Below are 13,343 nucleotides of genomic sequence, written 5' to 3'. Positions count from 1 at the left end.
TAAAAAAACGCATAGTTATGAAATACAGAAAGTTAATTGGAAAATATTTAGATCATAAATCAAATAATAACGCCCAAGTTGCGCTGGCACTAGTTGCTGGCTTAGCGGCTGGAGCTATTGTAAGTATTTTATTCGCACCAGATAGCGGAGCAGGAACAAGAGGAAAAATTGCGGGTGGTGCAAAAAATTTGCGCTATGGTTTTCAAGACAAGTATAATTTATTAAAGGAAAAAGTATTTGGTGTAGAAGCTATCGAAGAAGATATTGTTGAACATGAAGTTCCTCACTTTAAGCAAACCATACAAAAGAAGCCAAAATCTGATATTAAAGAGTTGCTGGAAAATGCACATGATAATACCCAGGTTCAAGAAGGACAAGGATAACATTTCATATTTGATTAAAATAAAAATCATAGTTTTAGGCGATAATAAGCCTTATCTATGATTTTTATTTTTTCTAAACTTTTTATATTTTTCTTAAGACCTTTAGTTTGGGTCTTTGCAATCTTAATTTTCTCATGTTTCGCAAAAAAAAGAAAAAGACAATTACTGATTACAGGCATTGTGTTATTCTTCTTCTTTTCTAATAATTTTATTGTAGGTAAGGTATCAAATATCTATGAAGCTGCTTATCCAAAAAAGCAAAATTATAATGTAGGTATTGTTTTAGGAGGTTATTCATCTTACAACAAACGCATCAATCAGATTGCCCTTGGAGCTAGTGGTGACAGGCTTTTTCAGGCATTGAGATTATTTAAGTCGGGAAATATTCAAAAAATTTTAATTAGTAGCGGAAGTGCAAATCTTTTAGATACCACCGTTAAAGAAGCAGATTTAACTCTCGGATTTTTAAAACAAATGAATATTCCGGATTCTGCTATCCTGATTGAAAATCGAAGTAGAAATACAGTTGAAAACGCTAAATACAGTCTCGCTTTAATTAAAAAATACCAGCCAAATGCGAAAATACTGGTGATTACGAGCGCCTGGCACATCCCAAGGACTAAGCTGATTTTCAATAAACTTTCAGATAATAAGATAGATTACTATCCTACCAATTTTATTGGTAAAACCGATTATGACCTGCCTGATTTTATAATCCCAGATGCAGCAGCATTTTCAAATTGGGATATCCTTTTAAAAGAATGGGTAGGTTGCGCGGTAGATTATGCCAGAAGTTAATTAAGCGTCTATAGCTTTCCACAGCAAATCTTTCAGCTCCAATATATTTTTTTCTGCAACTGATGAAATAAAAATCGATGGAATATTGGGCAAATCCTGCTTTATTTCATTCATTAATTCCTCATCTAACATATCAGATTTGGTGATGGCCAAGATATGTGGTTTCTGCATCAATTCAGGATTATATGATTCCAGTTCTCGCTTCAAAATTTCGTATTCCTCTTTAATAGATCTACTCGTATCAGCCGGAACCATAAATAACAATACAGAATTACGTTCAATATGACGTAAGAAACGGTATCCTAAGCCTTTTCCTTTTGATGCTCCCTCAATAATCCCAGGAATATCAGCCATGACAAAAGACTTACCACCACGGTAACTTACAATTCCAAGGTTTGGTACAATAGTAGTAAAAGGATAATCGGCAATTTCAGGCTTGGCTGCAGAAACTACAGACAACAAAGTAGATTTACCCGCATTTGGAAAACCAACCAAACCCACATCGGCTAAAACCTTCAGTTCAAGAATATTCCAAACTTCTTTACCTTGCTCGCCAGGTTGTGCAAATCGAGGTGTTTGCTGAACAGAGTTTTTGAAGTGTGCATTACCTAGGCCACCTCTACCACCAGCAGTTAAAATTTTTGTTTCGCCATGCTTTGTGATTTCGAAAAGCACTTCGCCTGTTTCTGCATCTTTAGCAATCGTTCCAAGTGGAACTTCCAGAATTTCATCTTTACCCTGCCGGCCGAACTTATGAGAACTTCCTCCGGCTAAGCCATCTTCAGCAATAATATGTTTGCGATATTTTAAATGTAATAATGTCCAGATATTGCTATTCCCTACCACGGTAATATGTCCACCACGACCACCATCGCCGCCATCCGGACCGCCCATTGATGTTAAAATATCACGATGTAAATGTGCTGAACCTGCGCCGCCCTTACCAGAACGGCAACAAATTTTTACATAATCTACGAAATTTGAACCCTGAGACATAATGATTTACGATTTAAAATGGCGACTTAAAATTTAAAAACCGCCGATGAACTGTTACTGTATTTTTTACACTTGCGACTTTGAATTACAAAAATCGCTAAAAAACAAACATCCGCAAAAAACAACTAATGCTTTTTTTGCGGATGTTATATTTTAAAATTTAATTATTTAGAACTGATCAATTACTGCGCAAAGATCACTATAAACTTGTTCTATATCACCAATTCCATTTACTTTTTTTAACTTTCCCTGCTCCTCATAATAAGGTAACACATGAATGGTTTTATCAAAATATTCTGAAATCCGTTTTTTTAATTTTTCTGCATCATCATCAGGCCTGCCACTTACTTTATGGCGTTCTGCAATGCGTTTAGTTAATTCTACCTGATCAACATCTAAAGCAATAACACCAGCAATATTGCTTCCTTTACGCTCCAAAAATAAATCAAGTTCTTTTGCTTGTGGAACAGTGCGGGGAAATCCATCAAATACAAATCCTTTTGCATCAGGATTTTTATCCACTTCTTCTTCAAGCATGGCTATTGTTATCGCATCAGGAACCAATTCGCCATCAGCTAACAATTGGCTAACTTTTTTTCCTAATTCTGTTTCTCCTTTTACGTGTGCTCTAAAAAGATCGCCTGTTGAAACATGTACTAACTGATATTTTGCAATCAGTTTTTCAGATTGGGTGCCTTTACCCGCCCCTGGAGGGCCAAAGAGAACTAAATTAAGCATTAACGTGGTTTAGGTTATCTTTAAAAATAAAAAAGCCTTATTCCTATGGCTATACAACATGAAAGTGAAATATAAAGTATTGCCTTTCAAGGCTGCAAATATATAATTATTAATTTAGATGGTATTTATTATTCAAAATTTATTTAAAAACCCAATAGTTTAAATTCTATCTAAATTATTTTAATGAATTATTGAAATTTCATATCATACCTTTTGGCATCAAGAGAATTTTCACGTTGTTTTAGTGAACTATCCCTTAAAAATGAGACTAAATTATACTTGATGTTAAATAAATATTATTGCAACATCATATCAAAAATTAAAAGCCTCTTCTTTTTCTTTAAAGAATATCTCAAATGTTAATAGAGCAGAAAAATATGGATTTTAAACAAAAAAAGAGGATTTCAAATTGAAATCCTCTTCTGTGCACTTGTAGGGATTCGAACCCCAAACCTTCTCATCCGTAGTGAGATGCTCTATCCAATTGAGCTACAAATGCGTTTTCCGTATCGTTAACGGACTGCAAAGGTATAATTTGAGATTTTAATTTCCAATTAATTTTCAAAAAAAATCTCAAATTATATCTGGAAACTCTATTATTAAGCTTTTAAAGCATCATTAATAGCTTTAAAATCAGGCAATTTACCAGCATCTTCTAAAACTTCTGCATAAACGATTTTTCCTTCCTCATCAATCACAAAAGCTGCTCTTTTAGATACACCTTTCAATCCAAACACAAATTCTGGGTAAAAGGCATCATATGCTTCCGATACTTCTTTATTGAAATCAGACAATAATGGAAACTGATAATTTTGTACTTCTTTAAATTTGGCTAGAGAAAATGGCGAGTCAACAGAAATACCTAATACTTGCGCATCAATACCCTCATAAAAGCTGAAGTTATCTCTCATGGCACACAGTTGCTCTGTACAAGTTCCGGTGAAAGCCATTGGAAAGAAATGAATGATAACCTTTTTCCCTTTAAAAGCTGCTAACGAAACTTCCGATAAATCAGAACTAAATAATTTAAAATCCGGGGCCTGATCGCCTATTTGTAGTGACATATTTAATTGTTTTATTTTAAAATTTGTTATTTTTAAGCTTGCTTAATGAATTAATGACAAGTGAACTAATTATTTTTCTTCATCTGTTCATCTAAAATTTTCAACCCAACTTCAAAGCTATGCGGATGGTATTTTAAATCTTTCATCGCCTTATCTAAAATAAACCCTGTTCTAGCTGGTCGTTTTGCATTTTGCTTTAAATTTTCTGAACTAATTTCAGAAATTAGTGCTTTGTCCAGCAACCAATAATCGGCAACTTTTCTTACTATTTCTACAATACTCATATCATCTTTACCAGAAATATGATATACCCCCTGAGCATTATTTTGAACCGCCAGAAGACAGGCATCAGCTAAGTCTTCTGCTAATGTAGGCATCCTCCACTGATCGTTCACGGCATTAATCGGTAACCCTTTTTCTAAAGCACCTTTAGCCCAAAGCACAATATTACTTCGACTCATATCTTTGGTTATGCCATATACAAGTATTGTTCGTAAAATTACCCAATTTGCTTTTGATTCTTTCACAGCGAGCTCAGCAAGCAGCTTCGTTTCTCCATAATAACTTAATGGATTTGGTGCATCTTCCTCAGCATATGGCCCATAAATACCATCAAAAATAAAATCGGTACTTAAATGTATAAAATGAATTTGGTATTCTTCACAAAGCGATACGAGATTTTGTGTGGCCTTCACATTTAATGCATAACACAATTCCTTATTTTCTTCACTGGTATCAACATTAGTCATTGCAGCAGTATGAACAATAGCATCAGGCCGATGTGTTGAGATAACCTCTTTAACCAAGGCATAATCAAGAATATCCATTTCGATATATTTGTAATCATCAACAATGGGATATCGGTTTGGGCCTTTAGAAGTTGCAATTAGCTTTACACTCCCCTCAGCTAAAACTTTTTCAGTGATTTTCTGTCCTAAAAGACCGTTGCTTCCTGTTACTAAAATGGTTTTCATTTGATTTTTTGATGCGCTAAAATTACGATTAAAACCCTGTTGGAAAAATTTCCAATATATATTTAAAATTTACTAATAATAACTTAACTTTGCCAACCGAATTGGAGCCCTTACAAACGGCTTTAATTCATTGACTATAATAAATTTACTCACAACAGATATGCCTAACTTAGGAAAAATAGCACAAATTATCGGCCCAGTGGTTGACGTTAGCTTTGCTGATGATGCCCATCTACCTAAAATTTTTGATGCGTTAGAGATAACGAAAGAAAATGGACAAAAAATTGTTTTAGAAGTTCAACAACACTTAGGTGAAGATCGTGTACGTGCAATCTCAATGGACTCTACAGATGGTTTAGTTCGTGGAATGGATGTACTTGACACTGGTTCAGCGATTAAAATGCCAGTTGGCGACCAAATTAAAGGCCGTTTATTTAACGTGGTTGGTGAAGCCATTGATGGTATTACTGCTGTTGATAAAACAGATGGCCGCCCTATTCATGCTACTCCTCCTAAGTTTGAAGATTTATCAACCGAAACTGAAGTACTTTTTACAGGTATTAAAGTAATCGATTTATTAGAGCCTTATGCAAAAGGTGGTAAAATCGGTTTATTCGGTGGTGCTGGTGTAGGTAAAACAGTATTGATTATGGAGTTGGTAAACAACATCGCTAAAGCTTATGCTGGTTTATCAGTATTCGCTGGTGTGGGTGAGCGTACTCGTGAGGGTAACGATTTACTTCGTGAGTTTATCGAATCTGGTGTTATCAATTATGGCGACGAATTCTTACACTCTATGGAAAAAGGTGGATGGGATTTGAAAGCTGTTGATACTGAAAAATTAAAAGAATCTAAAGCAACATTGGTTTTCGGTCAAATGAACGAGCCTCCTGGTGCACGTGCTCGTGTGGCCTTATCAGGATTAACAGTTGCAGAATATTTCCGTGATGGTGATGGTGAAGGCGCTGGAAAAGATATCCTTTTCTTCGTTGATAACATCTTCCGTTTCACTCAGGCAGGTTCTGAAGTATCGGCGCTATTAGGTCGTATGCCATCTGCGGTAGGTTACCAACCAACATTGGCAACTGAAATGGGTTTAATGCAAGAGCGTATTACATCAACTAAACGTGGATCAATTACATCTGTGCAAGCAGTATATGTACCTGCAGATGATTTAACTGACCCTGCACCGGCAACAACATTTGCCCACTTAGATGCTACTACTGTACTTTCGCGTAAAATTGCTGAGTTGGGTATTTATCCAGCGGTAGATCCATTGGATTCTACTTCTCGGATCCTTTCTCCTGCTGTTTTAGGTGATGAGCATTATAACACTGCACAACGTGTTAAAGAAACTTTACAACGTTATAAAGAATTACAAGATATTATCGCGATTTTAGGTATGGATGAATTATCTGAAGAAGATAAATTAGTCGTATCAAGAGCCCGTCGTGTTCAACGTTTCTTATCTCAACCTTTCCACGTAGCTGAGCAGTTCACAGGCTTAAAAGGTGTGTTGGTTGATATCAAAGATACCATCAAAGGTTTCAACATGATTATGGACGGTGAAGTGGATGAATATCCTGAAGCTGCATTTAACTTAGTTGGTAGCATAGAAGATGCCATTGAAAAAGGTAAAAAATTATTAGCAGAAGCGAACTAGTATCAAGATTTGAGTATTAAGTATCAAGATTTGAAACCTTATCTTGATACCTGATACTAGATACTTGTTACTCAAATCTATAAGAATGAATTTAGAAATATTAACTCCAGATAAAAAAGTCTTCGAAGGTGAAGTAACAGCCGTTACGGTTCCAGGTACTTTAGGTTCTTTTCAGATTTTAAAAGATCATGCGCCAATCATCTCAACTTTGGAAGATGGAGAAGTTATTATAAAAGCAGGTAAAACTGATGAACAACGTTTCTTTATTAAAGGCGGTGTAGTAGAAGCCATCCACAATAAAATTGTTGTTTTGGCAGAAGGTATTGCTTAAAATAATGAGCTAATTTTTAAAGCCTCGATAAATATCGGGGCTTTTTCATTTGAAGATTTTCATAAATCATTATAAATATTTCAATAACATATTCTTTCAAAACTAATTATAAAACAAAGAGCCCGTTTTTTGCAAATGCAAAACGGGCTCTTTATTTATTTTAAATTATATTATTTCACGCCAATAATCACAACATTATCCAAACGGATACCGTAAGTATTTGTAGCAGCTGTACCATAGAATTCAATGGTGTTATTAGCCTGTGCTGCAATATCTGCAATTTCTAAGGTGTAAAATTTATTCTGATCCGGAGTACCTGCAATCGGCTGGCTGCTCACCGCAACATCAACACCGTTTACCTTTACTTTAATGATATTCAGGTTACCAGTAGCTGTTGATCCTGTAATGTTAGCAGCTAAGTCATACTTAATTTTCAATTTAGTATATCCAGAAAGATTAACACCTGAAATAGCAACAGAAGCATCTTTTGTAGCAGGTAACCATACATGTGCATTGGTACCATCTCCATAGCTAGAAATTGTTCTTAAATCTGCAATTCCATAAGTATCACTAAATGTTAGCGCTTTGTTATCGTAATTAGTGTAAGTCGCAATTTTTGGTTTTGTAGATGGAATAGTTCCTGTTCCAAAAGTCTCCGTATAAACAATAGTTTCTGTGGCAACTGGTGGAGTTACAACATCCTGATCAACAGTATATGATCCTGATGGCACATTAGTCCAATTGGTGATGGTTGCAGACAAAGCTACAGCTACCGGTGTAGCCGTTCCACCATTTTTCAATTCTATTTCGTAAGCGTATTTTTTACCCTTTTCAAATTTTGTATTTGCGGGCAAAGTCAGTTTGAATTTTCCGGCAGGCAAGCTAAAGGTTATTTGTTTGCCAGAAGCATCTGCCACAGGTAACACGATTACCTCTGATACAACTGCAGTATTTCTAATCGCAGTTTTAGCGGTTACATCATTCGTCTGACTTTGATTGCTTAAAATACCAGTAGCTAAATCGAAATCTGCTTTTGTATTTAAACCTTCAACAGTGGTCGTAAGGCCATTCAAATCTGTAACGCCAGTACCATTTTTAACTGTAAATTCAATTTTAGATAATTGGTGAGTAAATACCAGATTAGCCAATGTACTGGTTTTACTTAATCCTGTTGCATTATTTGAATACATTAAATCAATAGCACTTTGAGTGTTTTGGTTATTGATATCAACTGAATAAATATTATTTGCAAGACTTTGTTTAAATGGATAATAAGCAACAAAATCAACTGTACTTCCATTTTCAGGATAATAAAGTGTTTGATCAGTAGATGATGCTTTGAATTCGCCAGTGCCAGTTGTATTGTAATTTTTATTTGCAGCAATAGCATTTGATAAACCTGTACCCGTTTTCATAAAAACACCAATAGCGTCATTGGCTTCCCAGGTATCATTAAGCGCTTTGGTTTTGATCTGGCCATTAATGCTTGAAGAAAATTTAACAGCCGTGCTAGTTTCAGGAGTTGTAGGTTCAGTTGGGTTGTCCTTTTTGCAAGAACTACTCATTACAAACAGCGTAATGGCTGTTGCAAATAAAATGTTTTGATTTTTCATGTTCGTTATTTAGTAGATTTTTTATTTCCAGATATTATTATCGATAGTCTCTTTTACGGTTTTGGATAGTTTAGGAAAAAAGGTATAACCGGTTTCCTTCTCAATATCACTTACACTTACCCGGTAAGAATTGTAATTGGTTGAAGATGGAATAACCTGATTGTTAATTCTAAATCCAATCGTATAATAGGTATCGCCTTTCTTCATTGCAAGAGCTTTGTAATAATACTTTGGTATGGCTGATCCTTTCAAATAGGTAATATTTTGATCGGAAGCAGTGGTAATACCAGCACCTGTAACCACATAAAGCGTGTCGCTTTGTGCTGTCCAGGTTCTTACTTGCTGTTCTAAATTATTCCAGATTCCCTGATTCATAGAAGAAACCTGAGCCGTCATATTAGAATAATAAAAAGTTGTTGCATTTAAATCTCTGGTAGCGGTACGGTCACCACTAGGAATCTGATGACCACGGTCGTATCCATTACCAAATGAACTACTTAAATTTACCTGATCACTTGATGAAATTGCCGGATCAAATGCCCATGCATCAGAACGACCAGAACTTCCGATATAGGAAGCATGTAGTGGATAGGCTACCCAATAAGCTAACTTATACCTTTTATCATATAACATAGAATAATTTCTTACCCCAGTTCTACCTGGAAAACCATGTGCAACGTAAAGTGTATTGTTATCAGTATTTACAATTGGCGTTTCCATGTATCCATACTGTGCAGGTGGATTAATAGTTGTTTCCTGATCCAGGCTATAAGAACCGGATGGCACTTCATTCCAATTGGTAATTATCGCTTTTAGGGTAGCTGCAATACCTGTTGTTCCTGTTCCTTCTCCTTTAAGCTCAATTTCATAGCTGTATTTTTTACCTTTTTCAAATATGGTATTAGCTGGTAAATTCCAGGTGAATGTTTTCGTACCAATTGTAAATACAATTTTGGTATTGGTCTCATCCGTAGTTGGAATTAAGATGGCTTCTGCCACAGTTGTAATGTCCTTAATGCTTGTTTTGGCCAAAATGCTGGTTTTTTGATCCTGTGCCACCATAATTCCACTTGCCAAATCGAAATCTGCTTTAGATTTTACACCTACGATACTCGTAGACAGGCCATTTAAGTCAGCTACACCTGCACCATTTTTAACAGTAATCTCAATCTTTGATAACTGGTGGGTAAAAATTAAATTGGCATTGGTGCTGGTTTTGCTTAAACCCGTTGCATTATTTGCATACATCAAATCAATGGCTGCCTGATTATTTTGATTTTCAACATTAACTGAATAGCCATTTCCTACCAGCGATTGGTTAAATGGATAATAAGCTACAAAATCTACAGCACTACCATTTTCAGGGTAAAATAATGACTGGTCTGTTGCTGAAGGTTTAAACTCACCATCACCACTGGTTGTGTATGCCTTATTTGATGAAATTACATTGGTGAAACCATTTCCGGTTTTCATAAACACACCAATTACGTCATTGGCATCCCATTTATTATTGGTTGCCTTAGTTTTAATCTGACCATCGATTGAGGAAGAAAACCGAACAGCTGTACGATTATCTACCACAACATCAGGCTCTTTTGGATTGTCCTTTTTACAGGCTGTTGCAAAAAGTACGAGCGCAAAGATTGAAGCAAATTGTAAATTTCTAATTCTCATTATTTGTAATTATGTTAAAAAATTGATTTATTTTATGGCTGGGTCTCTACAACATATGTGTTGTAGAGTGGAGTGCGTAAATGAATTTGGATGCGTTAAACATCCTGGTTGGAAAATGGTTTCTTAAATGATCTCGCAAAGAAAGGGCCTACGAAAAGGCTTTTAGTTAAGCCAAAAAGAAGTTTCAGTTAACATTTAGCGTTAAAAAAAGTAAATAATAATGATCTGTTAACATTGTATGATGTAAGCGAAATATTGATTTATATCAAAAAATGCAGATAAAAATAGTTCATTAGAAAAGGAAACAGAAAATGCAAAACGCTTATTTACAACAGGCTACCTCTTTACCTTATTCAAGTATCGGTTAATTCAGATTTGAAGATTGATTATTGAAATGATATAGAAATCCGATTAAGTCTATTTTATCTGAAAATAGGATACTAAAGCCATTAGAATGCCTCCTTAGAATTTTGACTAATTTTATGGCAGATAATAAACACTTATGATTACCGCAAATCGCTTGCTCTTAATATCGTTACTGATTACTGCAACCCTCCTAAATATTTCCTGTAAGAAAAATGATGATGTTCTTCCTGATAAGATAAGGGTGAAGAAGATGGTATTAGTTTATATGGAGGCTAATAATGACTTGCGTTACGAAGCGCTGACCAGTATTAATAGAATGGAAAAAGGAGCAAAAGATATTGATGGAATTTTACTGGTATACATTAAAACGAGCAGCGTTCGATCATACTTATTAAAAATAAAATATGATCCGGATGAAAACAGAATAACCAGCGATACAGTAAAAACTTATCAAAGTAGTGCAACATCCGACCCGGAATTTCTAAAAGATGTAGTGAGCAATGCTCAAAAAGAATATCCTGCAGAAACCTATGGATTGGTTCTTTGGTCGCATGCTACCTCTTGGGCACCACCATCATCTGCTATTGTTAAAACAAAATCATTTGGACGCGATAATGGCGAGGAAATGGATATTATCGATTTAAAAAACGCATTACCAAACAATCTGGAATTTCTTATTTTTGATGCGTGCTCAATGGGTGGTGTTGAAGTGCTTTATGAATTTAAAGATAAAGCTAATTATATTATTGCCTCCCCTGCTGAAACAATTGCAGAAAGTTTTCCCTACCAATATATTACTCCATTTCTTTTTAAAGGCTCCGATCAGTTGAAAGATGTTGCACAAGCTTACTATGACTATTACAATAGTTACACCGATGATCGCCAATCCGCAACAGTTTCACTGATTAAAACAAGTCAATTGCCTCAGTTGGCTAGTGAGATGAAATCACTTATGATTAGAACAAAGGTTTATGGTGATCAATTTACTACTACCAATATTCAGCGGCTAGATTTTACCTTAGGATTTCCTGTAGCGAATTACGATTATGGTGATTTCTTAGATCACAATTGGCAACAGCAAGAATTGAGGAGTATATATAGTCAGTTGAAAAAAGTTATTTTATACCAAGCTGCAACTCCAAATTTCCTTGGCAAGCCAATAAAAGCTTTTTCTGGTATTACTTGTTACATACCTTATTATAATGATATCAATTTAACCTATTATAAAAGGTTACAATGGTATACTGCCAGTGGTTTTAATATTCTTTTTGAAAAATAATATTCAAGGTTAAAAGGTATGCATAGACTAAATTCCTAGGATCAAAGAAAGGAATGAAAATCTTTGAATGATGAACTTCATTTTCAAATTATCAAGATGTAAAAAGGTTTTTAAGCAGAAAAATCCAAAAATTACAATGCTAGCATAACAAACAGACCGTATACCGTTTTGATATTTAGTCTACACCTACCCGCAGCATATCAGTATTATTCAATTTAAAAAGAATTATATTTTATATTATCAAAAAATAATAGAATTATATTCTGATTTCATTTTTTTTCTATTTCTCTTGTTTATTAGTAGACCAAAAACTAAATTGGTATTTATAAAGAAACAGAAAACTATGGCAATTCAAAGCAATACTTTTTTACATAACACTACTGCAAATTTTGCTGTAAATGTTGTATTGTTACCTGTCATTATTCTGAACCTGCTACTTCTAAATATTTTTCTAACGAAGAAAACGGACAGCTTTTAATTAGATTATAAAAACTAAATATACTTAAAGCGTCCTGATACAAACAGGACGCTTTTTTTAAATAACAAAACATGGTATTATGAAATACTACAATTCTAATACAATTATTTACCTTGATGGACGGTTTGAGAAAGCTGTAGATAGCAGTACTGATTTATATGGACAGTCGCTACATTATGGCTATGCTGCTTTTGAAGGTATAAGAGCCTATAAAACCCACAATGGTAACCGCATTTTTAAAGCAGCTGCCCACTTTGACCGTTTAGAGCGTTCTTGCCAGCTGGCTAATATTCCATTTCCATGGGATAAACAGGAACTCATTAAAGAAACTTATAAGTTACTAACCCTAAATAAACTTAAAGACGCCTATATCCGTCCATTGGTTTTTTGCCATCCGAATATGAAACTGAATGAACCAAGTGGAGTATCCATTTTAATTTGTGCTTGGGATTGGGATGCTTATTCTGGAAATAAACTATTAAAATTAACCATTTCAGATTACGAAAGGCCAAATCCAAAGTCGACTCCAATGGAAGCTAAATTGAGCGGAAACTATGTAAATTCCATTTTGGCCACTACCGCTGCAAACATTAAAGGTTATGATGAAGCTTTACTTTTAGATATGCATGGATTTATTGCTGAAGCATCGGGTGCTAATATTTTTTTAGAAAAAGATGGAAAACTTTACACACCATCACCAGGAAACATTTTACCAGGAATAACAAGGGCAACTGTTAAAGAATTATGTACGGTGCTTGATATTGAATGTATAGAAAAAAAATTGACAGTTGAGGATTTAAGACATGCAGACAGTGCCTTCTTATGTGGAACAGCTACTGAAGTTGCAGGTATTGCCTCCGTTGATGATATTGTGTTCCGTAGTTCATGGAGAGAATCTATCGGGTATACCATACAACGTGCATATAAAAATCTTGTGCTTGAGAAAGTAAATTATGAAGTAATTATATAGTCAGGAGTTGAAAGTC

At 34.8% G+C, this 13,343-nt stretch carries 12 protein-coding genes and 1 tRNA gene; 6 read left to right on the top strand and 7 right to left on the bottom strand.

Annotated features, from left to right (window positions below; genetic code table 11):
• Window positions 1–17: 17 nt before the first annotated feature.
• Together EV200_RS00580 and EV200_RS00575 are read left to right on the top strand one after the other, a co-directional pair.
• Window positions 18–383 carry a YtxH domain-containing protein gene (locus EV200_RS00580; RefSeq protein ID WP_132528890.1) on the top strand — a complete coding sequence of 122 codons (366 nt, stop codon included), beginning with the start codon at window positions 18–20 and terminating at the stop codon, window positions 381–383.
• 180 nt (window positions 384–563) lie between these two features.
• A complete protein-coding gene (locus EV200_RS00575; RefSeq protein ID WP_165877824.1) occupies window positions 564–1,181 on the top strand; it encodes a YdcF family protein in 618 nt (205 codons plus the stop codon).
• On the opposite strand, the gene obgE is transcribed toward EV200_RS00575, so the two are convergent.
• The 5 genes from obgE to EV200_RS00550 all read right to left on the bottom strand — a co-directional run bounded on the left by obgE (window position 1,182) and on the right by EV200_RS00550 (window position 4,953).
• Window positions 1,182–2,177, bottom strand: coding sequence for a GTPase ObgE (gene obgE, locus EV200_RS00570; RefSeq protein WP_132528888.1), 996 nt, complete (start codon window positions 2,175–2,177; stop codon window positions 1,182–1,184).
• Between the two features lie 168 nt (window positions 2,178–2,345).
• Window positions 2,346–2,915, bottom strand: coding sequence for an adenylate kinase (locus EV200_RS00565; RefSeq protein ID WP_132528887.1), 570 nt, complete (start codon window positions 2,913–2,915; stop codon window positions 2,346–2,348).
• A 425-nt stretch (window positions 2,916–3,340) separates the two neighbouring features.
• Window positions 3,341–3,414, bottom strand: a tRNA-Arg gene (locus EV200_RS00560).
• A gap of 100 nt (window positions 3,415–3,514) precedes the next feature.
• Complete coding sequence (locus tag EV200_RS00555) at window positions 3,515–3,979, bottom strand: redoxin domain-containing protein (RefSeq protein WP_132528886.1); 465 nt, start codon at window positions 3,977–3,979, stop codon at window positions 3,515–3,517.
• A gap of 65 nt (window positions 3,980–4,044) precedes the next feature.
• Window positions 4,045–4,953 carry an SDR family oxidoreductase gene (locus tag EV200_RS00550; RefSeq protein ID WP_132528885.1) on the bottom strand — a complete coding sequence of 303 codons (909 nt, stop codon included), beginning with the start codon at window positions 4,951–4,953 and terminating at the stop codon, window positions 4,045–4,047.
• Window positions 4,954–5,113: 160 nt separating this feature from the next.
• Between EV200_RS00550 and atpD the strand changes: the two genes are divergently transcribed.
• Both atpD and atpC read left to right on the top strand, forming a co-directional pair.
• Window positions 5,114–6,616, top strand: coding sequence for a F0F1 ATP synthase subunit beta (atpD, locus tag EV200_RS00545; RefSeq protein WP_132528884.1), 1,503 nt, complete (start codon window positions 5,114–5,116; stop codon window positions 6,614–6,616).
• An 85-nt stretch (window positions 6,617–6,701) separates the two neighbouring features.
• Window positions 6,702–6,947 carry an ATP synthase F1 subunit epsilon gene (atpC, locus tag EV200_RS00540; protein ID WP_029283968.1) on the top strand — a complete coding sequence of 82 codons (246 nt, stop codon included), beginning with the start codon at window positions 6,702–6,704 and terminating at the stop codon, window positions 6,945–6,947.
• 170 nt (window positions 6,948–7,117) lie between these two features.
• Here the strand turns inward: atpC and EV200_RS00535 are convergent, their stop codons facing one another.
• Together EV200_RS00535 and EV200_RS00530 are read right to left on the bottom strand one after the other, a co-directional pair.
• Complete coding sequence (locus EV200_RS00535; RefSeq protein WP_132528883.1) at window positions 7,118–8,560, bottom strand: fimbrillin family protein; 1,443 nt, start codon at window positions 8,558–8,560, stop codon at window positions 7,118–7,120.
• Window positions 8,561–8,581: 21 nt separating this feature from the next.
• Window positions 8,582–10,234, bottom strand: a complete 1,653-nt coding sequence (locus EV200_RS00530) for a fimbrillin family protein (RefSeq protein ID WP_132528882.1) — start codon at window positions 10,232–10,234, stop codon at window positions 8,582–8,584.
• Between the two features lie 502 nt (window positions 10,235–10,736).
• Between EV200_RS00530 and EV200_RS00525 the strand changes: the two genes are divergently transcribed.
• On the top strand, window positions 10,737–11,879 hold the full coding sequence (locus tag EV200_RS00525; RefSeq protein WP_132528881.1) for a clostripain-related cysteine peptidase: 1,143 nt from the start codon (window positions 10,737–10,739) through the stop codon (window positions 11,877–11,879).
• A gap of 557 nt (window positions 11,880–12,436) precedes the next feature.
• The gene (ilvE, locus tag EV200_RS00520) at window positions 12,437–13,327 is read left to right on the top strand and encodes a branched-chain-amino-acid transaminase (protein ID WP_132528880.1); all 891 of its coding nucleotides are present in this window, start codon (window positions 12,437–12,439) and stop codon (window positions 13,325–13,327) included.
• The last annotated feature ends 16 nt before the right edge of the window (window positions 13,328–13,343 follow it).

Origin of the sequence: Pedobacter psychrotolerans (genome assembly GCF_004340665.1) — a bacterium.
Classification (GTDB): domain Bacteria; phylum Bacteroidota; class Bacteroidia; order Sphingobacteriales; family Sphingobacteriaceae; genus Pedobacter; species Pedobacter psychrotolerans.
This window is presented reverse-complemented; position numbering and strand designations above follow the sequence as displayed.